The organism is Streptomyces sp. NPDC050988 (assembly GCF_044456225.1).
Lineage (GTDB): Bacteria > Actinomycetota > Actinomycetes > Streptomycetales > Streptomycetaceae > Streptomyces.
In genome coordinates this window covers 1-24014 of the sequence record NZ_JBITFQ010000045.1, presented here as the reverse complement: position 1 = coordinate 24014, position 24014 = coordinate 1, and the positions used below count along the sequence as shown (strand labels likewise).

Genomic DNA, 24014 nt, shown 5'->3' with positions numbered 1-24014 from the left:
GGAACCGAGCCCGACGGGTCCCGCCGGCCCTCCGGTCTGCCCGGCACCCGGCGCGAAACGCCCTCGCGCGGGGATCGCGTGGATCTCGACGTTTCGGCGTCCCTGCCGGGGGGACGCGGAAGGCCCTGAAGGATGACTCCGCCGGAGGCGCCCCATGAGCCGACCTCGTGTCGTGATCGTCGGAGCAGGATTCGCCGGATACCAGACGGCGCGCACCCTCTCCCGGCTGACCCGGAACAAGGCCGACATCGTCTTGCTGAACCCCACGGACTACTTTCTCTATCTTCCCCTGCTGCCCCAGGTCGCCGCGGGTGTCCTGGAGCCGCGCCGCGTCACCGTCTCGCTGACGGGCACCCTGCCGCGCGTACGGCTGGTGCTGGGCGAGGCCGACGGCATCGACCTCGAAGCGCGGACCGTGCACTACACCGACCCCGAGGGCGACGGCGGCACCCTGTCGTACGACCGGCTCGTGCTGGCCGTCGGCAGCGTCAACAAACTGCTGCCCGTACCCGGTGTCGCCGAGCACGCGCACGGCTTCCGCGGACTGCCCGAGGCGCTGTACCTGCGTGACCACGTGACCCGGCAGATCGAACTCGCGGCCGCCGCCGACGACTCCAAGAACTGTTCCTCGCGCTGCACCTTCGTGGTGGTCGGCGCGGGATACACCGGCACCGAAGTCGCCGCGCAGGGGCAGCTGTTCACCGACCAGCTGGTGCGCAAGCGGCCGCTCAGGGAAGGGATGCGGCCGCGGTGGCTGCTGCTCGACATCGCCCCGCGCGTGCTGCCCGAACTCGACGAACGGCTGTCGAGCACCGCCGACCGCGTGCTGCGCGAGCGTGGTGTCGACGTGCGCACCGGTACGTCCGTCGAGGAGGCCACGTCGACGGGAGTGCGGCTGAGCGACGGGGAGTTCGTCGACACCCGGACCCTCGTGTGGTGCGTGGGTGTGCGGCCCGATCCACTGGTGGCAGGGGTCGGGCGGCCGATGGAGCGAGGCCGGCTGCTCGTCGACCCGTACCTCCAAGTCCCGGGCCATCCCGAGGTGTTCGCCTGTGGTGACGCGGCCGCCGTGCCCGATCTGGAGAAGCCCGGGGAGTACACGGCGATGACCGCGCAGCACGCCTGGCGGCACGGCAAGGTCGCGGGCCACAACGTCGCCGCCTCGTTCGGCGTCGGCACCCGGCGTGTCTACCGCCACCGCGACCTCGGCTTCGTCGTCGACCTCGGCGGGGTGAAGGCCGCCGCCAACCCGCTCGGCGTCCCGCTGTCCGGGCCGCTCGCCGGAGCCGTCGCCCGCGGCTACCACCTCGCCGCGATGCCCGGCAACCGTGTCCGGGTCGCCGCCGACTGGCTCCTGGACGCCGTACTCCCGCGCCAGGGCGTCCAGTTGGGCCTGGTCCGCTCCTGGTCGGTACCGCTGGAATCCGCTTCACCGGAGCTGGCGAGGGTGGCGGGCGGCCCGGAGAAGCCGGCGGGCGCCGCGGGCGGTGACGGGAGCCCCGCGGACTCCGGGGCGGGCGGCCCCGGTGGGTCCGGGGCGGCCCGGGTGCCCAAGGCCGAGGCGTCCGCGGTGCGTGACCCGGGCAACCGCCCGGCCCCGGATCCGGACGCCCTCGCGGCCCGGGATCCCGACGCCCCCCGGCCTCCGGCTCCCGGCCGTCCCGCGGGCCCGGCCGGGAGCCGCCCGGCGGGCAGTGCTTCCGCCCGCCCGGCAGGCGCGGCCCCCGACAGCCCGACGTCTCGCGGCCCCGCCGACCAGGCGGGCACCGACACCGACAAGCCCGCCGCCCCCAGCCCCGTACGCCCCGACGAAGGAGAGTCATGAACACCCGTCAACTCACCGAACTGGGGCAGCAGTTGCGCGTGGACAGTGTCCGCGCGGCCGCCGCGGCGGGATCCGGGCATCCCACCTCCTCGATGTCCGCCGCCGACCTCGTGGCGGTCCTGTTCGCCAACCATCTGCGCTACGACTTCGACCGCCCCGCCCACCCCGGCAACGACCGCTTCGTCCTGTCCAAGGGGCACGCCTCGCCGCTGCTGTACGCCGCGTACAAGGCGGCCGGGGCGATCAACGACACCGAGCTGATGACGTTCCGCAAGTTCGGCAGCCGCCTCGAAGGGCACCCGACACCGCGCCGGCTGCCGTGGGTCGAGACGGCCACCGGATCGCTCGGGCAGGGCCTGCCCGTCGGCGTGGGCATCGCGCTGTCGGGCAAGCGGCTCGACCGGGTCGGCTACCGGGTGTGGGTGCTGTGCGGCGACAGCGAGATGGCCGAGGGCTCCGTGTGGGAGGCGGCCGAGCACGCCGGCTACGAGCACCTCGACAACCTCGTCGCGATCGTGGACGTCAACCGGCTGGGCCAGCGCGGCCCCACTCGGCACGGCCACGACCTCGGCGCGTACGCCCGCCGCTTCCGGGCCTTCGGCTGGCACACCGTCGAGGTCGACGGCCACGACGTGGACGCGATCGACCGCGCGTACGGCGAGGCGGTCTCCACCGCCGGACAGCCGACCGCGATCATCGCCCGCACCCTGAAGGGCAAGGGCGTCGCGTCCGTCCAGGACCGCGAGGGCCTGCACGGCAAGCCGCTGCCCGACGCCGAGGAGGCGATCCAGGAGCTCGGCGGAAAGCGCGACCTCCGCATCGAGGTCCGGCAGCCGCCCGCCGCGCGCATGCTCCACGCCGTACGCGCCGGGCACCTGGAACTGCCGCGCTACGAGACCGGTGACGAGGTCGCCACCCGCAACGCCTACGGGCAGGCGCTCGCCGCGCTCGGCACCGCGCGCGGAGACGTGGTCGCCCTCGACGGAGAGGTGAGCGACTCGACGCGCGCCGAGTTCTTCGCGAAGGAGCACCCCGACCGTTTCTTCGAGTGCTACATCGCCGAACAGCAGCTCGTCGCGGCCGCCGTCGGGCTCGCCGCGCGGGACTGGGTGCCGTACGTGTCGACCTTCGCCGCCTTCCTCACGCGCGCCCACGACTTCGTCCGGATGGCGTCCGTCAGCGGGGCGGGCATCAACCTCGTCGGCTCCCACGCGGGTGTCGCGATCGGGCAGGACGGACCCTCGCAGATGGGTCTCGAAGATCTGGCGATGTTCCGGGCGGTACACGGCTCGACCGTGCTCTACCCGTGCGACGCCAACCAGACCGCCAAGCTCGTCGCCGAGATGGCGGGCTGCGAGGGCGTCCGCTATCTGCGCACCTCGCGCGGCGAGATGCCGGTCCTGTACGGCCCGAACGAGGAGTTCCCGGTCGGCGGCAGCAAGGTGCTTCGGGTCTCCCCGCAGGACCGGCTCACCGTCGTCGCCGCCGGAGCGACCGTGCACGAGGCGCTGAAGGCCGCGGACGCGCTGGCCGCCGACGGCATCTCCGTGCAGGTCATCGACCTGTACTCGGTCAAGCCCGTGGACCGTCGCACCCTGCGCGAGGCCGCCGAGCGCACCGGCTGCCTGCTGACCGTGGAGGACCACCACGAGGAGGGCGGCCTCGGCGACGCGGTCCTCGACGCCTTCCTCGACGGACGCCCCGTGCCCCGGCTGGTCCGGCTCGCCGTGCGCACCATGCCCGGCTCGGCCTCGCCCGAGGAGCAGCTGCACGCCGCCGGAATCGACGCCGAGTCGATCGCGGCCTCGGCGAAGCTGCTGGTGGAGAACGCGATCGTGCGATGACCCGTCCCGACCGGTACATGGGATGACGCGTCCCGACCGGTACATGCGATGACGCGTCCCGCCCGGTCCGTACGGGACACGGACGTCCGGAAGGAGTGACCATGGCCGGCACACGGTCCGTACGGGCCGGGCGGCGGACCGTCGAGGTCCACCGGCCCGACAAGGTGCTGTTCCCCGGCGACGGGGCGGCGAAGGAGTACACGAAGGCCGACCTGGTCGCGTACTACCGGGAGGTCGCCCCGTACATGCTGCCGCACCTGCGGGGGCGGCCGCTGATGCTGGAGCGGTACCCGGACGGGCTCGGCGGGCCCCGGTTCATGCAGAAGAACGTCCAGGACCACGACCCGGACTGGGTCAGGCGGGTCGAGGTGCCCAAGGAGGGCGGCACCGTCGTGCACCCCGTGTGCGATGACACCGCGACCCTCGTCTACGTCGCCGACCAGGCCTGTCTGACCCTGCACCGATGGCTGTCCCGGGTCTCCCAGGACGGCCGGGTCGGCCGTCCCGACCGGCTGGTCTTCGACCTCGATCCCTCCGGCGACGACTTCGAGCCGGTGCGCGAGGCGGCCCGGCTGCTCGGCGAGCTGCTCGACGAACTCCGGCTGCCGTCCGCCCTGATGACCACCGGCTCCCGCGGACTGCACGTCGTCGTGCCGCTCGACGGACGGCACGATTTCGACGAGGTACGGGAGTTCGCCAAGGCCGTCGCCGACACCCTCACCGAGGCACACCCCGAGCGGCTCACCACGGCCGCCCGCAAGAAGGACCGCGGCGACCGCCTCTACCTGGACATCCAGCGCAACGCCTACGCCCAGACCTCGGTGGCCCCCTTCAGCGTCCGCGCCAAGCCCGGTGCTCCGGTCGCCACACCGCTCACCTGGGAGCAGCTCGACGACCCCGGAACCGGCCCCCGCCGATGGACCCTCGCGGACGCCGTCGAGCAGGCCCGCACCGACCCCTGGGCGGGGCTGCTCCGCAGAGGGCGCGCGCTCGGTCCGGCCCGGCGCCGGCTGAACGCGCTGCGGGGCTGAGGCCCGTACCGGCCGGGGACGAACAACCGGCCGAGGAACGTACCGTTGGAGGTTTGGCCAACGTCCGCCGGGCCACTCGGAGTCCGAGGTGGCCATGTCGAACACATCCAACACATCAGGTTCACAGAGTTCATCGAACTCATCCAAGGGCAAGGCGAAAGACGCGGCGGACGAACAGGACGTACCGGGCCCCATGGAGGTGCTGCGCAAGGCGCGCACCCAGCTCTCTGAGCTGACCGGAATGGTGGCCGAGTCCGTGTCGTCCTTCGAACGCGCAGAGGACGGCTGGACGTTGCAGATCGAGGTCCTGGAACTGGAAAGGGTCCCCGACACGATGAGCCTGCTCGCGAGCTACGAGGCGACCTGCGACCCCGACGGCGAGCTCACCGGATATCGGCGTGTCCGCCGCTACGAACGCGGAAGGGCCGACAGCAACAGGCCGGGCGGCCGGTAGGCAACGGCCCCGTCCCCGGTCGTTCGGCGCTTCGTCCACACACCCACAACAGACAAGGAGGCACGGTCGGCATGACCGTTGTCCCGGCACAACAGAGTGGCGGCGGAGGCGGCACCAGCGGCCTCTACGACGTCCTGGAACTCGTCTTGGACCGAGGGATCGTCATCGACGCATTCATCCGGGTTTCCCTGGTCGGAATCGAGATCCTGAAGATCGACGTGCGCGTCGTCATCGCCAGCGTCGACACCTATCTACGCTTCGCGGAGGCGTGCAACCGGCTCGACCTGGAGGCCGGCCCCAAGCGCAGCCCCGGACTCCCCGACCTGGTCGGCGAGATCACCGAGTCCGGCGCGCGCGGCAAGTCGAAGGGGGCGCTGTCCGGCGCCGCCGAGACGATCTCCGGTGCCTTCAAGGAGGCCCGCGAGGAAGGCCAGACCGAGTCCAGGCCGCGCGCCCGCAAGTCCACCGCGGCACGCCGGAAGGAGGAGCAGGAGTGAGTACGTACGTCTACGGCATCACGTCCGGCTCGCATCCTTCGCTCCCCGACGGCATGGAAGGCGTCGGCGAGCCGGCCCGGCAGGTGCGCATCATCAAGGAGGGCGACCTCGCCGCGGTCGTCAGCGACGCGCCCGAAGGGCTGCGGCCCAAGCGCAGGGACCTGCTCGCCCACCAGAACGTGCTGGCCGAGACCGGCGCGGCAGCCGCGGTGCTGCCCATGCGGTTCGGCAGCGTCTCACCGGACGACGCGGCCGTGGCCGGGGTGCTCGCCGAGCGCGCCGACCACTTCAAGGAGCGCCTGGAGGCGCTGTCGGGCAAGGTCGAGTACAACGTCAAGGCCACGCACGACGAAGAGGCCGTACTGCACCGGGTGATGTCCGAGAATCCCGAGGTCCGGTCGCTCACCGAGGCCAACCGTCAGGCGGGCGGCGGCAGTTACGACGACAAGCTGCGGCTCGGCGAGGTCGTGGTCGCCGCAGTGCAGCACCGCGAGGCGGAGGACGCCGCCGAGCTTCAGCGCGCCCTGGAACCGGTCGCCGCCGCGGTGAGTGTCGGACCGGAGTCCACGGGGTGGCTGGCCAACCTGTCGTTCCTCGTGGAGCGCGCGTCGGCCGAGGACTTCATCGCCGCGGTCGAGGAGTTCCGCAAGGCGCAACCGCATCTGGAGGTGCGGCTCCACGGGCCGCTGCCGCCCTACAGCTTCGTCGAACCCGGGCCGTCCGAGCCCGCAGAGACACACCACTGAGGGCCGAGAGAGCCGAGAGAGCCGAGACAAAGGAGCCGAGGACATGGGGCTGATCGGAGAGGTCCTGCTGCTGCCGTTCGCCCCCGTTCGCGGCAGCCTCTGGGCCATCCAACAGGTAGTGGCGGAGGCAGAGCGCCAGTACTACGACCCGGCGGCGGTCCGCGCCGATCTCGCTCGCCTCGAGCAGCGCCTTGAGGCGGGCGAGATCGACGACGCGGAGTTCGACCGCATGGAGGACGAGCTCCTGGACAGGCTGGAGATCGCCATGACCAGGGGCACCGGAACAGGCAACAACGGGACTACACGATGAATCGACTGGGACTGGGCCTCGCGGTAGGGGCCGGATACGTCCTCGGGCGTACCAAGAAGATGAAACTGGCGTTCGCCGTCGGCACGATGGTGGCCGGCAAGCGGATGCACCTGAGCCCGCGGGCGCTCGCGGATCTGGTGTCCGGGCAGCTGCAGAACAACCCGCAGTTCAAGGAGATCGGGGACCAGCTGCGCGAGGACCTGCGAGGCGTGGGCAAGGCCGCGTCCGGAGCTCTCGTCGAGCGGCAGATCGAGGGTCTCGCCGACCGGCTGCACGGACGGACCGCGCAGGTACGGGACCAGCTCTCGGGCGTGGTTCCGGATGTGCCCGGCGTCGGCGGCACGTCCCGTGGCGACCGGGAGGACGAGCCCGAGGACGAGTACGAGGACTACGACGAGTACGACGAACGCGACCCGGAGCCCTCGGAGCCCTCGGAGTCCACGGAGCCCACGGAGGACGACGGCGCGGAGCGGGAGTCCGCCGAGAGGGCCGAGGACGTCGGCGACGAGGAACGGCCGCGGCCGCGCAAGAGGGCCCCGGCCAAGAAGGCCGCGAAGAAGGCGCCCGCCAAGAAGGCCGCCGAGAAGCGGAGCCCCCGCAAGGAGGCCCCGGCCAAGAAGACGGCGGCCAAGAAGACAGCGGCCAGGGCCGCGAAGAAGGCTCCCGCGAAGAAGACGGCCGCGGCGAAGACCGCCGGGCGCAGCGCCTCGCGGGGCCGGCTGCCGAGGGGAGGCGGAGACAATGACTGACACCCTCGGATCCGCGACCAAGCACGCGACCAAGCACGCGAAGGACAACCCGCTCACCTCCGTCGCCCAGAGCGCGGCGGCCGACCGGCTCAAGGAAGAGGTCCAGGCGTATCTGGCCGCCCAGGCCCAGCGGCTGCTGGTCGGCGTCGGGCACAAGCTCGGCGAGACGACGGGCAAGCTCAACGACATCGCCGAGGGCAACAGCCCGGGCTTCGCCAAGCTGGCCCTCGACGGCGGCCGCAAGCTGGCCGATGGCAAGGGGCCGCTGAGGTCCGCCGTGGAACTCGGCGCGGGCCGGGCCAAGGACAGCGTCGTCGGCGCGTTCAAGAACCTGACCGGCGGCAAGGGCAAGCGCAAGGGCGGCGCGGGCAAGAAGCCCACGGTCATCCTCGAGTACGTCGACGTCGGTGTGCCGCTGCGTACGGCCTACGACCAGTGGACCCAGTTCCAGGACTTCAGCACCTTCGCGAAGGGCGTCAAGAGCGCGAACCGCGCCGACGACACCACCTCCGACTGGCAGATGAAGATCTTCTGGTCCAACCGGAGCTGGAAGGCGAAGACCACCGACCAGGTGCCGGACGACCGCATCTCCTGGACGTCCGAGGGCGCCAAGGGCACGACGAAGGGTGTCGTCTCCTTCCACTCCCTTGCCGACAACCTCACCCGGGTCCTGCTGATCATCGAGTACTACCCCAAGGGCCTGTTCGAGAAGACCGGCAACATCTGGCGCGCCCAGGGCCGCAGGGCCCGGCTCGACCTCAAGAACTTCGCCCGCTTCATCACGCTCAAGGGCGAGGCGAGCGACAGCTGGCGCGGCGAGATCCGCGACGGCGAAGTGGTCGTCACCCACGAGGACGCGCTCGCGGAGGAGGAGGCCGACGACACCGGGGCGTCCGAGGAACTCGACGACGGCGAGGAGACCGAAGCCGCCGACGAGACCGAGGCGGCCGACGAACTCCCCGAGGACGAGGAGGTTCCCGAGGACGAGGAGGCCCCGGAGGGCGAGTACGAGGAGGAGGACGAGGAGGCGTACGACGACGAGCACGACGCGTACGCGGAGGACGAGGACGTGCCCGAGGAGGAAGCGGACGAAGAGGAGGCCGAGGCCGCCGAACCCCGGAGCCGCCGATGACCACGGCCCAGCGCTTCCCCGACCCCTACGGCCAGCAGGGCAGCAGTGCCAACCTCGCCGACATCCTCGAACGGGTGCTCGACAAGGGCATCGTGATCGCGGGAGACATCCGCATCAACCTGCTCGACATCGAGCTGGTCACCATCAAACTGAGGCTCATCGTGTGCTCCGTCGACAAGGCGAAGGAGATGGGCATCGACTGGTGGGAGTCCGACCCGGAGCTGTCCTCGAACGCGCGCCGCAACGAACTCTCACGGGAGAACGCCGAGTTGCGCGCGCACGTCGCCGAACTGGAACGCGGTCGTGAGGTCGCCCCCGCGCGCGAGCGCGAACCCACGGAGGAGGAAGCTCAGGGATGAGTGGTCTGCGCTACGTCTACGCCGTCTGCCGCCCCTTCGGCACGCCACTGTCGGCGCAGCTGACGGGCGTCGCGGGTGTCCCGCCCAAGCAGTTGACCCACCACGGCCTCGTCGCCGTGGTGGGTCATGTGCCGGAGGAGGACTTCGCCGAGAGGCCGCTGCGGGCCCATCTGGAGGACCTGGACTGGCTCAGTGCGACCGCGCGGGCGCACCAGAACGTGATCGACGCGCTCACCGTCGTCACCTCGCCGCTGCCGCTCCGGCTCGCCACCGTGTTCCTGGACGACAGCGGCGTCCGCACGATGATGGAACAGCGCGAGGAGACCTTCCTGCGCACGCTCGACCGGCTCGACGGGCGGGTCGAATGGGGAGTGAAAGTCTACGTGGAATCGCCTGCATCCCCGGAGTCTTCTGAGAGCACGGAATCCGCCGGGAATTCGGCGGCCCGGCCGGCACCCTCTCCTGCCAAACCCGTTTCGGGGCGCGACTATCTGCGACAGCGGCGCGGCCGGCACAGGGCGCACGAGGAGAAATGGGAACAGGCCGAGGAATTCTCGCGCCGACTGCACGAAACCCTTTCCGGGTACGCGGAGGACACCCGGATCCACGCGCCGCAGAACGCGGCGCTCTCCCAAGCGTCCGGCCGGAACGTGCTCAACGCCGCCTATCTGGTGCCGCGTTCGGAATCCGAGGCGTTCGTGGAACTGGTGGACCGCACGAAGGACGACTCTCCCGGACTCCGTGTCGAACTCACCGGGCCGTGGGCGGCGTACTCGTTCAGCGGGGAGGACTCGTGACCGTCGTGGAACGCCGGGAGATAGCTCTCGTCGACCTGCTCGACCGGCTGCTCGCGGGCGGGGTCGTCATCACCGGCGACCTCACGCTGCGGATCGCGGACGTCGATCTCGTACGCATCGATCTGAACGCGCTCATCAGCTCGGTGAACGAACAGGTCCCCTCGCCCTGGAGGGAGTTGGAGTGAGCGACTTGAGCGACTTGAGCGGCGACACCGCCGGGAGTGCCCCGCGGAACCGGCTGGATCTCGATCCGGACACCGTGGAGCAGGACCTGGTCAAGCTGGTGCTGACCGTGGTCGAGCTGCTGCGGCAGCTGATGGAGCGGCAGGCGCTGCGCCGGTTCGACACGGGGGATCTCGCGGAGGACCAGGAGGAGCGGATCGGTCTCACGCTGATGCTCCTGGACGACCGCATGGCCGAACTGCGCGACCGCTACGGGTTGCGGCCCGAGGACCTGAATCTGGACCTCGGGCCGCTCGGACCGCTACTTCCCAGGGAGTAGAACCACCGGTGGGTACGGAAATGCCGGCAGAACTACCAGCGATACCAGCGGCCCCTGGAACCGCTCGCGCTCGTGCCGCGCACCAGGAATCCCAGTAGCCACACCACGATCACTATCAGTGCGATCCACCAAAGGATTTTCAACGCGAATCCGGCGCCGAAAAGGATGAGCGCCAGAAGCAGTACCAGCAGGATGGGAACCATAGTTTATTACCTCCTGCTGGCCGGGTTTCCCGAATCAAGGAATTCAGGCCGGTTTCCGGCAGAGAATTTCCCCGTGCAGGACGGAGAACCAGGAATCCTCCTGCCGGCCCCACTCCCGCCATGCCTCCGAGACCGCGTTCAGCTGCTCCGCCGTCGCGTGGCCGCCCTCGACGGCGCGGTCCGCGTACGCGGAGGCGACCGTACGGTCCGCCCACAGGCCGCTCCACCAGGCGCGCTCCTCGGCGGTGGCGTAGCACCAAGTGCTCGACGAGCTGGTGACGTCGGTGAAGTCGGCCGCCAGCGCCCAGGACCTCAGGCGCCGCCCGGCGTCCGGCTCGCCGCCATTCGCGCGCGCCACCCGCCGGTAGAGGTCCAGCCAGTCGTCCATGCCCTGCGACAGCGGGTACCAGGTCATCGCCGCGTAGTCCGAGTCCCGGACGGCCACGAAGCCGCCCGGTTTCGTGACCCGGTACATCTCGCGCAGCGCCCGCACCGGGTCGCCCACGTGCTGCAGCACCTGGTGTGCGTGGACGACGCAGAAGGTGTCGTCCGGATACTCCAGCGCATGGACGTCCGCGACCGCGAACTCGACGTTCTCCAGGCCCCGTTCGGCGGCCGTGGCCCGGGCCCGGTCCAGGATGCCCGGCGCGTGGTCGACGGCGGTGACGTGCCCGTCCGGGACAAGTTCCGCCAGGTCGGCGGTGATGGTCCCGGGCCCGCAGCCGATGTCCAGGATCTTCATGTGCGGCTTCAGCGAGGGGAGGAGGTAGGCCGCCGAGTTCACTGCCGTGCGCCAGGTGTGCGAGCGCAGCACGGACTCGTGGTGGCCGTGCGTGTAGACGGCGGTCTCCTTCGACATGGCGTCCCCATTCCCTCGTAACCCTCGGACCGGGCCTGCGGAGCTGCTCCGCGAGCGATACGTGTCACCGTACGCCGCCATGTCGAATGATGAGACCCGCGTCTTGATATATGGACTCGATGCCGGATGGTGGAAATGGGGGGCGGGTGGCGCGTGGTCAGCGTCGCTGCTGGAGCGGGCGGTACACCGTCAGTGCCTCGGGGAGCTTCCGCAGCGTCACCTCGCCCTCCACCGTGGTGACTTCACCGTCGTACGCCAGCAGGGTGCCGGGCTCGACGCCCTCCACGCGGAGCGCGCCGACGCGGACCGCCGCGTGGGCGGGGGAGCGGGTGAGCGGCCCGGCGACGGCCGCCGCGAGAAGGCGTACGGCAGGGAAACGCCCCCCGTGCACGACCCGGACGTCCAGGCGGCCGTCCGCGAGGTCGTAGCGGCGGGCGGGCACCGGACCCATCCGGTGGTACGTGCCGTTTCCGGCGAACAGGAGCCACAACGGGTGCTCCTTGCCGCTGAGTTCGGCCTTGAGGGGGTGCCGGTCGGCGCGCAGCACGCGCAGGGTCGCGACCACTCCGGCCGGCCAGCCGCCGATCCGCTTCGACCAGCGGTCCCGCTCGCGCACCAGCTCCGGATAGACGCCGAGGCTGCAGGTGTTGAGGAAGTAGCCCTCCGTGCCGGCGGCGGAGAACAGGCCCACATCGACCCGTACGGCATCGCCTTCCTGCAGGGCCTGGCTCAGATCGCGTACGTCCTCCACGCCCAGGTCCTGCGCGAAGTGGTTGAGCGTGCCGCCGGGCAGCACGGCGAGCGGGAGGCGGTGGCGCAGGGCCACCGTGGCGGCGGCGTTCACCGTGCCGTCGCCGCCGCAGACGCCCAGCACCTCGGCGCGGGCCGCCGCCTTCTCCAACTCGGCCCGGAGATCGGCCGGTTCGCACTCCACCAGCTCGGCGCGCGGCAGGGCGTCACCGAGGGCGCGGACGCGGTCCGAGCTGCCCGCCGCCTTGTTGACCACCATGACCAGGCCCTCCCCGTCCGGCAGCGCGGGCGCGTCCGCGCGCGGACGGCCGGGCGGGGGCAGCTGGTCGCGGGTCGGCACCAGGCCGCGCACGGCGAAGGCGGCGCCCGCGCCGAACGCCGCCCCCACGAGCACGTCGCTCGGGAAGTGCGCGCCCGTGTAGATACGGGAGAGGGCGACCGCGGCGGCCACGGGGGCCACCACCGCGCCCAGGGGACGGGACTCCAGCGCGACGCCCGTCGCGAAGGCCGCCGCCGACGCCGAGTGCCCCGACGGGAACGAGGTGGTGATCGGCTGACGCTTCAGCTGCCGGACGATCGGCACCGCGTCCAGCAGGGGGCGCGGGCGGCGCACCGAGCGCTTGCCGAGGGTGTTGATGGTGGCCGAGGCCAGAGCCAGCGAGGCGACACCGCGGACGGCCGCGCGGCGGGCCCGCGGTGAACGCGTCGCCGCGAGCGCCGCAGCCGTGCCGAACCACAGCAGACCGTGGTTCGCGCTGTGGCTCAGCTTCGGCAGCAGCGGGTCGGCGCCCGGCCAGTGCCGCGCCGCAACGGCTTCGAACATGCGGCAGTCGAGGGCCAGCAGCCGGTCGCGCAGGGCGTGGCCGGGTCCGGTGACGGTGAGATCCAGGTCTGCGGTCATGCACCATCGTGTACCCAGACACGGCTCTGCCGCGCATGTCGGTCCGACGAGATCAGGTTGTGTGACCTGTCTGTCCTCCGGCCGTCGCGAGGGTCCGCCGCTCCGACCGCCGCTTCGACCGCACCTCCGGTCGGCCGCTCCGGTCCGTCGGTCGCGTAACCCGTTTGCCGCGCGCCCCGCACACCCCGGACAATGCCCAACCATGGGACATCTGGAAGCCGCGCACCTGGAGTACTACCTTCCCGACGGGAGGGCGCTGCTCGGCGATGTGTCCTTCCGGGTGGGCGAGGGGGCCGCGGTCGCGCTGGTCGGGCCGAACGGAGCCGGGAAGACGACACTGCTGCGGCTGATCTCCGGCGAGCTGAAGCCGCACGGCGGCACCGTCACGGTGAGCGGCGGGCTCGGCGTGATGCGCCAGTTCGTGGGATCCGTACGGGACGAGTCGACCGTACGGGACCTGCTCGTGTCGGTCGCCCAGCCGCGGATCCGGGAGGCCGCCCAGGCCGTCGACCGCGCCGAGCACCTCATCATGACCGTCGACGACGAGGCCGCCCAGATGAGTTACGCGCAGGCGCTCTCCGACTGGGCGGAGGTGCAGGGGTACGAGGCCGAGACCCTCTGGGACATGTGCACCACGGCCGCGCTCGGCATCCCGTACGACAAGGCGCAGTTCCGCGAGGTGCGCACGCTCTCCGGCGGTGAGCAGAAGCGGCTCGTCCTGGAGGCACTGCTGCGCGGCACCGACGAGGTGCTGCTGCTCGACGAGCCGGACAACTACCTCGACGTCCCCGGCAAGCGCTGGCTGGAGGAGCGGCTGCGGGAGACCCGTAAGACGGTCCTGTTCGTCTCCCACGACCGGGAGCTGCTCGCCCGCTCCGCCGAGAAGATCGTGAGCGTCGAGCCCGGGCCGGCCGGCGCCGACGCCTGGGTGCACGGCGGTGGCTTCGACACGTACCACGAGGCACGGCGCGAACGCTTCGCCCGCTTCGAGGAGCTGCGGCGGCGCTGGGACGAGAAGCACGCCCAGCTGAAGAAGCTGGTGCTCAACCTGCGGCAGGCGGCCTCCATCAGCCATGAGCTGGCCTCCCGCTACCAGGCCGCGCAGACCAGGCTCCGCAAGTTCGAGGAGGCGGGACCGCCGCCCGAGCCGCCGCGCGAGCAGGACATCACCATGCGCCTGCACGGCGGCCGCACCGGCGTACGGGCCGTGACCTGCGAGGGGCTCGAACTCACCGGGCTGATGAAACCCTTCGACTTGGAGGTCTTCTACGGCGAGCGGGTCGCCGTGCTCGGCTCGAACGGCTCCGGCAAGTCGCACTTCCTGCGGCTCCTCGCGGGCGGCGACGTCACGCACACGGGGGAGTGGAAGCTCGGCGCGCGCGTCGTGCCCGGCCACTTCGCGCAGACCCACGCCCATCCCGAGCTGGAGGGGCGTCCCCTGCTCGACATCCTGTGGACCGAGCACTCCCAGGACCGTGGGGCGGCGATGTCGCGGCTGCGGCGGTACGAGCTGACGGCCCAGGCCGAGCAGCGGTTCGACCGGCTCTCGGGTGGCCAGCAGGCTCGCTTCCAGATTCTCCTCCTGGAGCTGGAGGGCTGCACGGCGCTGCTTCTGGACGAGCCCACGGACAACCTCGACCTGGAGTCGGCCGAGGCGCTTCAGGAGGGTCTTGAGGCTTTCCAGGGCACGGTTCTCGCGGTCACTCATGACCGCTGGTTCGCTCGTTCGTTCGATCGGTATCTGGTGTTCGGCAGCGATGGGCGGGTGCGGGAGTCGGCGGAGCCGGTGTGGGACGAGCGGCGGGTGGAACGGGTTCGCTAGGCGACTGGGGGGGGCGTTCGTTGTCCGCGGGTCGGATGGGGCTGGTCGCGCAGTTCCCCGCGCCCCTTTGGGGCGCGTTGTGCCCCGGGTGTTCGTAGTGTGGAGGGAGACACGACGATCGGGGTAGCGCCATGACCGGAGTCGACCCGGGCAGCCTGGACGATCAGCAGCTGATGAAAGAGCTGGAGACGATCCATCGCACCCGCCACGACACGTTGCTGCACGGCTCGAACGACGCGCTGCGCACGCACAACGTCCGGATGGCGGAACTGGAGGGCGAGTATCTGCGCCGCAACCCGCGCCGCCCGGTCGCCCTGGGCCGGACACGGGCGGGGGCGCGGGAGAGGCATCCGGACGCGAGCCGGTGACGCCCGCGGCCGGCCCTGCTGAGGGACGGCGGCCTCGCCGAAAGGGTGCCGGCTCTGCTGAACGGGCATAGGCCCTGGTTCCCGGGCGTCTGCCCTCTCTACAGGCCGTGGTCGCGGCACCTCCACGGGCTGTGGTCAGCGCCGTTTCAGGAACTCCGGCAGGAACGCCTCGGTGAAGGCCTTGAGGTCGTCCGGTTTGCGGCTGGTGACGAGTGTCGCGGGTCCGGCCTCGCAGACGACCACCTGTTCGTCGACCCAGGTGCCGCCCGCGTTGCGGATGTCCGTACGCAGGCTCGGCCACGAGGTGAGGGTGCGGCCGCGGACCACGTCGGCCTCGATGAGCGTCCACGGGGCGTGACAGATCGCGGCGACCGGACGGCCCTGCCGGAAGAAGTCCCGGACGAACGACACGGCCTGCTCGTCCATGCGCAGCGCGTCCGGATTGGCCACGCCGCCCGGCAGCACCAGACCGGCGAAGGCGTCGGCCGAGGCGTCGCCCACGACCTGCTGCACGGGGAACACGTCCGCCTTGTCGAGGTGGTCGTACGCCTGGATCTGCCCCGGCTTCGTCGACAGCAGCACGGGTTCGCCGCCCGCGTCGTGGACGGCGTGCCAGGGGTCGGTGAGTTCGATCTGCTCGACGCCCTCCGGCGCCATCAGGAACGCGATGCGCATGGGTCCTCCACGTCCTTTCCGGCCGCGCGGTCCGTCACGCGGCCTGTGCTCTCGTCTCCGGCCGCGGGTTCTGGCGGTCCGTTCGGGGCACGGGGTCTGTCCGGGTCACGCGGGGGCCGTGCCCCGGTGACCGTCCGGGGCGGCGCGGCTGATCTCAGCGAGGGCCGACTCCGGGTTCTCGGAGATGGCCAGGTCGCCCAGGCTGACCATGCCGATCGCCTGTCCGTCCTCGACGACCGGCAGCCGGCGTACGGCGTGGTCGCGCATCAGCGCGACCGCCGCCGCCACTCCGTCGTCCGGGCCCACCACGACCGGATCGGGCGTGCACACCGACTGCGCGCTCACCGTCAGCGGGTCGACACCGTTCGCGACCGCGCGCAGCGCGATATCGCGGTCGGTCAGGACGCCGATGAGAGCGTGGTCGCCCGCCACCAGGACATCGCCGATGTCCTGGGCCCGCATGAGCTGGGCGGCTTCGACGAGCGAGGCGTCCGGGCGGACCGAGACGACGCCTGGCGTCATGACTTCCCTCACGAAAACAGCCATGGCTGTGGGCCTTCCTGCGTTCCCCGGCGAAGGGGTACGGCTACGCCGGCGTGATGTCGCCCGCAGTACCCCTGAGACGGCAGGTCATGCGTCCGGCGCCGGCCCTTCGGGCGCCTCGGCCCCGCTCTCGGCGGAGCGCACGACGGCGTCGGCCAGTTCCTGGGCGTTGGCGTAGCGCGTGCCGCCCGGCAGCCGCTCCACCGCGGCGACGAGCGTGTCCGGCGCGTACTGGGCCCGCAGGACCCCGATCAGCTCACGGGGACCCGCGGGGAACGACGTACGGCCCAGGTGACGCGCCAGATCGAGGCGTACGGCGGCCACCGAGCCCCGGCCCGAGCCCGGTGTCACCGGGCCGCCGGCGACCGGCGGATCGTCGTCGGCGATCGGCTCCGGATCGTGCCAGTCCTCCATGCGGGTCGGACGGCCGGACCTCAGCAGGCCCTGCAGTTCGTGCTTCATCTCCTCGTCCCGGTGGACGCTGAGGCGGTTGCTGCCTCGCTCCATGTGTCCCTCCAGATGTTCGGGGGTGGACCCTCGCGTACCCGTCTGTCGAACATCGACACGGAGGGTTTGCGCCGGGGGTTCGCAGTGGCGCGGGCACCGGCTCGTGCGCAGGGGGTTTGTCCGCCCGAGAGCGGGAGACCCGGTCTCCGCCCTCCACTGTGATCCCCTTGGGGAAGGACAGGACCATGGCGGTGCTCGCTGTGATCATTCCGGTCCTGATGCTCGGCGTCGTCCTGGCACTCGGCCGCTACGAGGAATGGCTGCTCCCGAACGAGGACTGGCCGCTTCCGGCTCCGCCCGCGCCCGCTCAGCGGCCCGGCGCGACCGACGGCGCCACGCTGAGCCACTGAGCCGGACAAGGCGCGTTTGCCCGGGAAGTCGAGGGGCAGGCGAAGACACAGTGCTTCGGACAGGAGGCACGTCCGTGGGAGTGGTGTATCCCCCCACCACGGGTGTGCCCGTCCGGTTCGGGGTGCGCTCCCACGGTGACCGCCCAACCAAGGCACCACTCAAGGGAGTTGCACGCACCATGCGAACTCACGCGAGCGCCAAGCACCCCCACGACGACGCCCCGGACACCGCGGAGGACTTCCGTAGGCTCGCTTCGTTGCCTCCGGGCCAGCTGCGCGACACCCTCCGGGAACAGATCATCGAGGCCTGGCTGCCCATGGCGAACCGCCTGGCAGGCCGTTTCCGCAACCGTGGCGAGAACTACGACGACCTGCGGCAAGTGGCGGCCATGGGCCTGGTCAAGGCCGTGGACCGCTACGACCCCGAACTCGGCAACGCCTTCGAGAGCTATGCCGTACCCACCATCACGGGTGAGATCAAGCGTCACTTCCGTGACCACATGTGGACCCTGCACGTGCCTCGCCGGGTCCAGGACCTGCGCAACCGCGTCCGCTTCGCCCGCCAGGACCTCTCCCAGACCATCCCGGGCCGACAGCCCACCGTCGCCGAGGTCGCCGAGCACGCGCAGATGAGCGAGGAGGACGTACGCGACGGTCTGGAGGCCCTGGAGAGCTTCACCGCGCTCTCGCTCGACGCCGAACTCCCGGGCAGCGAGGACGGATACTCGCTGAGCGACGCGCTCGGCTCGGCCGATCCGGCGCTCGACATCGTCATCGACCGTGAGGCGGTCAAGCCTCGGTTGGAGGCGCTGCCCGAGCGTGAACGGGCCATCCTGTACATGCGGTTCTTCGCGGACATGACGCAGAGCCGGATCGCGGAGCAGCTCGGGATCTCGCAGATGCATGTCTCTCGGCTGATCAGCCGGTGCTGCAGCCGGTTGCGGGAGCAGGTTCTGCACGACGTCGGGTAGACCCCCGGCGGTTGGGGGCGGGGTACTGGGCGTCGTGGACGGCTGCGGGCCGGTCGTGGCTGGTCGCGCAGTTCCCCGCCCCCCTTTCAGGGGCGCCCCAAGTTGCTCAGCGCCAGGGCCATGTGACGGGACATCATGTCCATCGTCTGGGCCTCCGCCATGGAGAAGGCCAGGCGGGGCCCGGTGCGGAAGAGGGTGAGGACGCCCTGGACCGTACCGTCGAGGTCGAGGGTGAGGGGGACGCAGAGGAGGGACGTGACGTTCGCGCGGACCAGGACGGGGGCGTCGGAGGCGTCACGGCCGAAGGCGTCCGGGTCCTCCGGGCGTACCTGGAGGGCCGTGGAACCGCCGCGTGCCGCCTCGACGACGAGGGGGCACGCGGCGGGGTCCTGCGCCTCCAGGTCCTCAACTCGTACGTCCTGTTGGTCCGGTGGTCCGAGGACGGTCGTACGGCGTAGCCGTGCGGCCCCCTCGTCGGCCACCACCCAGTCCGCGAACCGCCCGTGCAGCACCCGGGCCGCCCGCTCCAGCACGGCGGCCCGGGTGCCGGCGGGCTCGCTCAGCAGTGCCGTGGTCATCGCGTCCAGCAGGTCCATCAGCGCCGCGTGCCGTGTCGTCTCGCCGAGGTCCGGCACGGGGCCCGGCCCGCCCCCGGCCGACGGTGCCCGTGACCCGGCGGACTGGAGCACCACGAGTACGGTGGTACGCGGCTCGCCGCTCGGGCGCAGCGCGGTGAGCGTCGCCCTGACGGGAGCGGCGGGGCGCTGCTGGAGATGGACCGTGAGGCTGCGGTCGCCGTCACCGCGTGCCACCGCCGCGGTCTGTGAGCGGAACGCGGCCCGGTCCGCGTGCGCGAGGAAGCCGCTGAGCGGGCGGCCCGTCGCGTAACCCGCCCTGACGCCCGTGAAGTTGGTTCCCGCGAAGTTCAGCCTGCGGACCACCGTCTCACGGTCGATCAGGGCGACGGGCAGCGGCAGCCGTTGGAAGATCGCCTTGAGGAGTTGCTGCTCCTGACGGTCGACGGAGGACGTGTTCGCGGCGCCGGTGGCCGTCAGCCGCTCGTACCACGGCCACAACTGGTCGGCCACGTGGTCGAGTTCGAAGATCGCCGTGTCCAGCACGGTGGGCAGATCGTCGTGGGGCACGGATCGTGCCGCCTTCAGCTCCGCGACACGGCGCACGAAATCCGCAAGTTCCTCACCGAATTCCTCTGTCTGCGCCATGCGACGAACGTAGCTTCTCACGCCCGCGTCCGGGGAGGCCGTGGCGGGACGCCTCGATCCCGTTTTCTCCGCAGGTGACCGGGAAGGCGGAGGAAAGAGGAGGCGCGAAGTATGCCGGATACGGAACATCTGGGCCCCCGGGGGTCGGCATCCCCGGAATCTGCACTTCCGGGTCGTCGGCTGTCGGAACTCGCCGAGCAGGCCGTCCGCTGCACCACCGACTGCTGCGGCGCGGGCACCACGGTCTCCGACGGTGGCACGGAGCGGCCGGCCTCGGTGACCCACCCGGACCTCGCCGCGCTCGTGTCGATGCAGCTCCGCTCCGGCGAGGGCCCGATCCCGGCCGCACTGGAACGCGGTGAGCCCGTCGAGTCGGGCGACCTGCTGCGCGAGGAGCGCTGGCCGCAGTACCGGGCCATGGCGCTCGACTCGGGCGTGCGCTCCAGCGTCACCCTTCCCTTCCGCCGGGCCGGTCTGACGGTCACGCTCAGCCTCTACAGCTTCCGCGCGGGCGGCCTGGAGGACGCCCCGCACGGACCCGCCCGCGCCCTCGGTGATCTCGCCGCGACCTGTCTCGTACGGGACCGTTCCTACCGCGCCGCGCTCACCGAACTCGACCAGCTCGGCGCCGCGCTGCGCACCCGCCCCGTCGTCGACCAGGCGTGCGGCATCGTCATGCATGTGCTGGCCTGCGACGCGGACGCGGCCTTCAAGGTCCTGCGCCGCATCTCGCAGGGAACCAACCGCAAACTCTCCGAGGTCGCCTCGGCCCTCGTGGACTCACGCGGCCGCGGCCTGGAACAGGAGCTGGTCTCGCTGTCGAACTGAAGCCGGACCGAAGCCGGACCGAAGCCGGACCGAAGCCGGACCGAAGCCGGACCGAACCGGTGCGGCGTCCGTCGGTGTCACCCGCTCGGGCGTCCGCGTGGCACGAATGGTGTCCGGCCGCGCGCGCCCGGGCGGCGGCCGGGCTCTGATGGGCTGCGGGGCATGTCGGTCGTGCCCCGCCTCCGCCGCCGTCCATGGGCGTGGGGGTCCCCAGCCGCCGGCCGAAGGAGCCCGAGCCCATGCGCCGTACCGTCCGCGTCCTGTCCGCCACCGCCCTCACCGCCGTCGCCCTGGGCACCACCGTGGCGGCCGCCGAGAACCCGGGGGCGGAGGTCAGCCCCCGCACCGTGGCCCCGGGCGGCACGGTCACCGTCTCCGTGGCCTGCGAACCGACGGGCGGTCCCGCACCCGAGACCATCGACGCCACCTCGCGGGCCTTCGAGCACGGGACCGTCCAGCTGAACAAGGACGGCGGCGACGACGGCAAGGAGGACGCCGAGGGCGGCCCTGCCTACACCGGCACCGCTCGAATCGCGCCCGCCGCGAACTTCGAGGAGGGCGGGCCCGATTCGGTCGACAAGGACGGTGGGACCGGCATGGACGACGCGGTCGGCAAGGGCTCCGACTGGAGCGTCGACGGCACGTGCCCGGCCGCGCCCGGTGGCCAGGGAAAGCAGTGGAGCGCGTCCTTCTCGGCGTCCCGTGAGGACTCCTCCGGCGAGGACTCCTCCGGCGCGGGCTCCTCCCGCAAGGACTCCCACGACGGTTCCCGCGATGAGGGTTCCCGCGAAGAGGGTCCTCGTGATGGCGGATCCCGTGAAGACGCGTCCCGTGGAGAGCCGTCCCGTGACGGCGGATCCCGTGACGAAGGTGCCGCGGTCCAGCACGGGGTGCACGCGGGTGAGGGCGGCACCTTCACCGACTCCACCCTCGCCCTGGTCACGGGCGGTGTCCTCATCGCGGGCGCGGCCGGTGCCGCCGTCCACAGACTGCGCCGCCGGGAGTCGTCCTCGAAAGGCTGAGTTGGCCACGCGATCCACTGGGTACGCAGAGCCTTGGGTACTCGAAGCACAGGGGCACGACAGGCACCGTGGGAACCACGACGGACCACGGACCGGCGTCCACGGATCCGCGATCCACGGAGGCCCGGTCCACGGAACGACGGCCGGTCCACGGATCACTGCGCGGAGGCACGTATGCGGCGGACCGATCCGGAAGGCCACGGCCCCGTCCGTTACGGCCCACCGCTCCCCGGCCAGGACCTGCCGGTGCCGCCCGGACTCGCCGCCGCCGCGACGGGCGCGCACACCGAACCGACCGGCGGGGGACCCGCGCTCCTGGACGCCGCCCTCGCCCACTGGGCCCGGCGCGGACTGTCCGCCGACCGCCACCGGACGGCCGCGGCGCCCGGCGCCCCCGCACTCCTCCTCGCGCTGACCGCCGCGCTCGGCGGCGACGTCCTCGTCCCGCGCCCCTGCGCGGCCTGGTGGGCGCCGCAGGCACGTCTGCTGGGCAGATCCGTCTTCCACGTGGGGACACCGGCCGAGTGCGGAGGCGTCCCGGACCCGTACGCCCTCCTGGAGACAGTGCGCCGAGTACGCGCCGAAGGCGGCGACCCACGACTGGTCGTCCTGTCCGTCGCCGACGACCCCACCGCCACCGTCGCGCCGCCCGAGGTGGTCCACGAGGCCATCGAGGCGGCCGTGGGCGAGGGGCTGCACGTGGTCAGCGACGAGACCTGGCGCGACACCCTGCACGACCCGCACGACACCGTGTTCCTGAGCCCCGCCGAGATGCTGCCGGAGCACGTCACGGTCCTGGCCGACCTCGCCGGCCCCTTCCTGCCGCCCGGCTGGCCCGCCGCGATCGCCCGCTTCCCCGCCAACGACATGGGCGTCCGGCTGCGGGACCGCGTCCTCGACGTGCTGACCGCGCTCGACGCCCGGATCGCGGCCCCGGTCGCCGCGGCGGCCGCGTACGCGCTCGCCGAGCCCGACGACATCACGCACCGCCTCGCCGCGTCGGTACGCCTGCACGCGCGCGTGGCCACCGCCGCGCACCAGGCCCTCGTGGCCGCGGGCGCCCTCGCCCGGCCCCCGCGCGCGGGCCGCCACGTGTACGCGGACCTCGGCCCGCTGCGCTCCGCGCTCACCGCGCGCGGTGTCGGCGACGCCCAGGAACTGGAGGACCTCCTCACCGACCGCCTCGGCATGCCCGTGCCCGGCGGCCACCGCTTCGGCGACGACCTCGGCGCGCTGCGCGTGCGCCTGGCCACCGGCCCGTTCCTCGGCACAACCCACGAGGAGCGGATGGCGTCTCTCTCGTCACCGGAACCTCTGGAATTGCCGCATGTGGAACGCGCGTTGAGTCTGCTGGGCTCGGTACTCGCCGATCTCCGCGATGACGATGACGCTCGGCGACGGGAGTCCCCTCGATGACGCAGCAGTCCGAGTCGACCACGACCACCACGACCACGGACGCCGAAGATCCGGCGTCGACCTCCCCTCCGCCCTCGCCCCTTTCCTCCTCACTGCCCCCAGCCTCGTTCGCGCCCGCCGTCGAAACCCCTGTCACCGAACCCCGTCCGCTCGGCGAACGCCGCGTCTGGCCCCGCTCGTTCGCGGACCGGCTGACCGCCCCGCTGCCTGGCCTGAGCGGCTTCGCCCGGTTCGCCCGCGAGGGCGCGCTGCGGCCCGGGCCCGAGGGACTCGCCGACATTCCCCGACTTCCGTACGAGCCGGGTCCGTTGCCCCGGGTGGACGCGGGCACCGTCGCCGTCTCCTGGGCGGGACACGCCAGTTGGGTGGTCCGGATCGGTGGTCTCACCGTGCTCACCGACCCGGTGTGGTCCCGCAAGATCCTCGGAACTCCCGCCCGGATCACGCCCGTCGGCGTGGCCTGGAGCGCGCTGCCGCGCATCGACGCGGTCGTCATCAGCCACAACCACTACGACCACCTGGACGCGCCGACGCTGCGCCGACTCCCGCGCGACACCCCGGTGTTCGTCCCGGCCGGGCTCGGCCGCTGGTTCCGGCGCCGCCGCTTCTCGCACGTCACCGAGCTGGACTGGTGGGAGGCGGCCGAACTGGGTGGGGTCCGCTTCGACCTCGTACCGGCCCACCACTGGTCCAAGCGCAGCCTCCACGACACCTGCCGCACCCTGTGGGGCGGCTGGGTCCTGACCGCGTCCGACGGCCGACGCGTGTACTTCGCCGGCGACACGGGCTACGGCCACTGGTTCTCCCGCATCGGCGCCCGCTACCCCGGTATCGACCTCGCCCTCCTCCCCATCGGCGCGTACGACCCCCGCTGGTGGCTCAGCGACGTCCACTGCGACCCCGAGGACGCGGTCCGAGCCACCCAGGACCTGGGCGCCCACCGCATGGCCCCCATGCACTGGGCCACCTTCGTCCTCTCGGCAGAACCGGTCCTGGAACCCCTGACCCGCGTACGCACGGCATGGGAGAAGGCAGGTCTGGCGAGGGAGAACCTGTGGGACCTGCCGGTGGGCGCTTCAAGGGTCCTCGACTGAGGCCCCCGTCTCCTGGGACACGGTGAGCAGCTGGTCTTTTGGGCGCGCGGGGGAGTGGCGGGCCTTTCAGGCGGCGGTGCCCTGCTGGTCTTTTGGGCGCGCGGGGAGCGGAGGGCCCTTCAGGCGCACGGTGACCCGCAGGCTTTTAGGGGTCCTTGCAGAAAGATCGTGTTGTGGCACGGTGGAGAGGTATGTGATCCCGTCTTCTGTGGGGTGTGACCATGGCGCGGCGGAAG

General features: G+C 71.8%; 28 protein-coding genes. 21 read left to right on the top strand and 7 right to left on the bottom strand.

Features of this window, described 5'->3' with window-relative positions; genetic code table 11:
- Positions 1 to 154: 154 nt before the first annotated feature.
- From ACIBEI_RS46530 to ACIBEI_RS46470, 13 genes are all read left to right on the top strand, one after another.
- Complete coding sequence (locus ACIBEI_RS46530; protein ID WP_398897286.1) at positions 155 to 1825, top strand: FAD-dependent oxidoreductase; 1671 nt, start codon at positions 155 to 157, stop codon at positions 1823 to 1825.
- Entirely contained in the window at positions 1822 to 3669 is a 1848-nt protein-coding gene (locus tag ACIBEI_RS46525) for a transketolase (RefSeq protein ID WP_398897284.1), read from the top strand. Before ACIBEI_RS46530 ends, ACIBEI_RS46525 begins: the two co-directional genes overlap by 4 nt.
- A gap of 101 nt (positions 3670 to 3770) precedes the next feature.
- A complete protein-coding gene (ligD, locus tag ACIBEI_RS46520) occupies positions 3771 to 4700 on the top strand; it encodes a non-homologous end-joining DNA ligase (RefSeq protein ID WP_398897282.1) in 930 nt (309 codons plus the stop codon).
- A gap of 94 nt (positions 4701 to 4794) precedes the next feature.
- Positions 4795 to 5154: a gas vesicle protein gene (locus tag ACIBEI_RS46515; protein ID WP_398897280.1), complete on the top strand. Its 360-nt coding sequence runs from the start codon at positions 4795 to 4797 to the stop codon at positions 5152 to 5154.
- A 71-nt stretch (positions 5155 to 5225) separates the two neighbouring features.
- Complete coding sequence (locus tag ACIBEI_RS46510; protein WP_307520226.1) at positions 5226 to 5651, top strand: gas vesicle structural protein GvpA; 426 nt, start codon at positions 5226 to 5228, stop codon at positions 5649 to 5651.
- Complete coding sequence (locus tag ACIBEI_RS46505; protein ID WP_398897279.1) at positions 5648 to 6397, top strand: GvpL/GvpF family gas vesicle protein; 750 nt, start codon at positions 5648 to 5650, stop codon at positions 6395 to 6397. The genes ACIBEI_RS46510 and ACIBEI_RS46505 overlap by 4 nt, the downstream gene beginning before the upstream one ends.
- Before the next feature lie 43 nt (positions 6398 to 6440).
- A complete protein-coding gene (locus ACIBEI_RS46500) occupies positions 6441 to 6707 on the top strand; it encodes a gas vesicle protein GvpG (RefSeq protein ID WP_398897278.1) in 267 nt (88 codons plus the stop codon).
- A complete protein-coding gene (locus tag ACIBEI_RS46495; protein ID WP_398897277.1) occupies positions 6704 to 7456 on the top strand; it encodes a DNA primase in 753 nt (250 codons plus the stop codon). The genes ACIBEI_RS46500 and ACIBEI_RS46495 overlap by 4 nt, the downstream gene beginning before the upstream one ends.
- Positions 7449 to 8588: an SRPBCC family protein gene (locus ACIBEI_RS46490; RefSeq protein ID WP_398897275.1), complete on the top strand. Its 1140-nt coding sequence runs from the start codon at positions 7449 to 7451 to the stop codon at positions 8586 to 8588. The genes ACIBEI_RS46495 and ACIBEI_RS46490 overlap by 8 nt, the downstream gene beginning before the upstream one ends.
- Positions 8585 to 8947 (top strand): gas vesicle protein, encoded by a 363-nt coding sequence (locus ACIBEI_RS46485; RefSeq protein WP_398897273.1) that lies wholly within the window; start codon positions 8585 to 8587, stop codon positions 8945 to 8947. The genes ACIBEI_RS46490 and ACIBEI_RS46485 overlap by 4 nt, the downstream gene beginning before the upstream one ends.
- Complete coding sequence (locus ACIBEI_RS46480) at positions 8944 to 9744, top strand: GvpL/GvpF family gas vesicle protein (RefSeq protein ID WP_398897271.1); 801 nt, start codon at positions 8944 to 8946, stop codon at positions 9742 to 9744. Before ACIBEI_RS46485 ends, ACIBEI_RS46480 begins: the two co-directional genes overlap by 4 nt.
- The gene (locus ACIBEI_RS46475) at positions 9741 to 9929 is read left to right on the top strand and encodes a gas vesicle protein (RefSeq protein ID WP_143640948.1); all 189 of its coding nucleotides are present in this window, start codon (positions 9741 to 9743) and stop codon (positions 9927 to 9929) included. Before ACIBEI_RS46480 ends, ACIBEI_RS46475 begins: the two co-directional genes overlap by 4 nt.
- Positions 9930 to 9934: 5 nt before the next feature.
- Entirely contained in the window at positions 9935 to 10246 is a 312-nt protein-coding gene (locus ACIBEI_RS46470) for a gas vesicle protein K (protein WP_398897335.1), read from the top strand.
- Between the two features lie 32 nt (positions 10247 to 10278).
- On the opposite strand, the gene ACIBEI_RS46465 is transcribed toward ACIBEI_RS46470, so the two are convergent.
- The 3 genes from ACIBEI_RS46465 to ACIBEI_RS46455 all read right to left on the bottom strand — a co-directional run bounded on the left by ACIBEI_RS46465 (position 10279) and on the right by ACIBEI_RS46455 (position 12959).
- Positions 10279 to 10449, bottom strand: a complete 171-nt coding sequence (locus ACIBEI_RS46465; RefSeq protein WP_055615376.1) for a hypothetical protein — start codon at positions 10447 to 10449, stop codon at positions 10279 to 10281.
- 43 nt (positions 10450 to 10492) lie between these two features.
- The gene (locus ACIBEI_RS46460; protein WP_398897269.1) at positions 10493 to 11308 is read right to left on the bottom strand and encodes a methyltransferase domain-containing protein; all 816 of its coding nucleotides are present in this window, start codon (positions 11306 to 11308) and stop codon (positions 10493 to 10495) included.
- Between the two features lie 157 nt (positions 11309 to 11465).
- Positions 11466 to 12959: a bifunctional phosphatase PAP2/diacylglycerol kinase family protein gene (locus tag ACIBEI_RS46455; protein WP_398897268.1), complete on the bottom strand. Its 1494-nt coding sequence runs from the start codon at positions 12957 to 12959 to the stop codon at positions 11466 to 11468.
- Positions 12960 to 13161: 202 nt separating this feature from the next.
- Between ACIBEI_RS46455 and ACIBEI_RS46450 the strand changes: the two genes are divergently transcribed.
- Both ACIBEI_RS46450 and ACIBEI_RS46445 read left to right on the top strand, forming a co-directional pair.
- The gene (locus ACIBEI_RS46450; protein WP_398897266.1) at positions 13162 to 14781 is read left to right on the top strand and encodes an ABC-F family ATP-binding cassette domain-containing protein; all 1620 of its coding nucleotides are present in this window, start codon (positions 13162 to 13164) and stop codon (positions 14779 to 14781) included.
- Positions 14782 to 14912: 131 nt separating this feature from the next.
- Positions 14913 to 15149, top strand: coding sequence for a DUF6158 family protein (locus ACIBEI_RS46445; RefSeq protein ID WP_189840931.1), 237 nt, complete (start codon positions 14913 to 14915; stop codon positions 15147 to 15149).
- A gap of 135 nt (positions 15150 to 15284) precedes the next feature.
- Here ACIBEI_RS46445 and ACIBEI_RS46440 read toward each other — a convergent pair whose 3' ends face one another.
- The 3 genes from ACIBEI_RS46440 to ACIBEI_RS46430 all read right to left on the bottom strand — a co-directional run bounded on the left by ACIBEI_RS46440 (position 15285) and on the right by ACIBEI_RS46430 (position 16874).
- Positions 15285 to 15824, bottom strand: a complete 540-nt coding sequence (locus ACIBEI_RS46440) for a type 1 glutamine amidotransferase domain-containing protein (RefSeq protein WP_398897265.1) — start codon at positions 15822 to 15824, stop codon at positions 15285 to 15287.
- A gap of 105 nt (positions 15825 to 15929) precedes the next feature.
- Positions 15930 to 16370 carry a CBS domain-containing protein gene (locus ACIBEI_RS46435; protein ID WP_398897264.1) on the bottom strand — a complete coding sequence of 147 codons (441 nt, stop codon included), beginning with the start codon at positions 16368 to 16370 and terminating at the stop codon, positions 15930 to 15932.
- An 84-nt stretch (positions 16371 to 16454) separates the two neighbouring features.
- Positions 16455 to 16874, bottom strand: coding sequence for a DUF2795 domain-containing protein (locus ACIBEI_RS46430; protein ID WP_398897262.1), 420 nt, complete (start codon positions 16872 to 16874; stop codon positions 16455 to 16457).
- 185 nt (positions 16875 to 17059) lie between these two features.
- Between ACIBEI_RS46430 and ACIBEI_RS46425 the strand changes: the two genes are divergently transcribed.
- Positions 17060 to 17224 (top strand): hypothetical protein, encoded by a 165-nt coding sequence (locus tag ACIBEI_RS46425; RefSeq protein ID WP_398897260.1) that lies wholly within the window; start codon positions 17060 to 17062, stop codon positions 17222 to 17224.
- A 179-nt stretch (positions 17225 to 17403) separates the two neighbouring features.
- Complete coding sequence (locus ACIBEI_RS46420; protein ID WP_398897259.1) at positions 17404 to 18195, top strand: RNA polymerase sigma factor SigF; 792 nt, start codon at positions 17404 to 17406, stop codon at positions 18193 to 18195.
- An 86-nt stretch (positions 18196 to 18281) separates the two neighbouring features.
- On the opposite strand, the gene ACIBEI_RS46415 is transcribed toward ACIBEI_RS46420, so the two are convergent.
- Positions 18282 to 19418, bottom strand: a complete 1137-nt coding sequence (locus ACIBEI_RS46415; RefSeq protein WP_398897257.1) for a PAS domain-containing protein — start codon at positions 19416 to 19418, stop codon at positions 18282 to 18284.
- 111 nt (positions 19419 to 19529) lie between these two features.
- Between ACIBEI_RS46415 and ACIBEI_RS46410 the strand changes: the two genes are divergently transcribed.
- The 4 genes from ACIBEI_RS46410 to ACIBEI_RS46395 all read left to right on the top strand — a co-directional run bounded on the left by ACIBEI_RS46410 (position 19530) and on the right by ACIBEI_RS46395 (position 23778).
- The gene (locus ACIBEI_RS46410; RefSeq protein WP_398897255.1) at positions 19530 to 20246 is read left to right on the top strand and encodes an ANTAR domain-containing response regulator; all 717 of its coding nucleotides are present in this window, start codon (positions 19530 to 19532) and stop codon (positions 20244 to 20246) included.
- Positions 20247 to 20485: 239 nt separating this feature from the next.
- Complete coding sequence (locus tag ACIBEI_RS46405; RefSeq protein WP_398897253.1) at positions 20486 to 21268, top strand: hypothetical protein; 783 nt, start codon at positions 20486 to 20488, stop codon at positions 21266 to 21268.
- Between the two features lie 174 nt (positions 21269 to 21442).
- The gene (locus tag ACIBEI_RS46400) at positions 21443 to 22684 is read left to right on the top strand and encodes an aminotransferase class I/II-fold pyridoxal phosphate-dependent enzyme (protein ID WP_398897251.1); all 1242 of its coding nucleotides are present in this window, start codon (positions 21443 to 21445) and stop codon (positions 22682 to 22684) included.
- Positions 22681 to 23778, top strand: coding sequence for an MBL fold metallo-hydrolase (locus ACIBEI_RS46395; RefSeq protein ID WP_398897249.1), 1098 nt, complete (start codon positions 22681 to 22683; stop codon positions 23776 to 23778). Before ACIBEI_RS46400 ends, ACIBEI_RS46395 begins: the two co-directional genes overlap by 4 nt.
- The last annotated feature ends 236 nt before the right edge of the window (positions 23779 to 24014 follow it).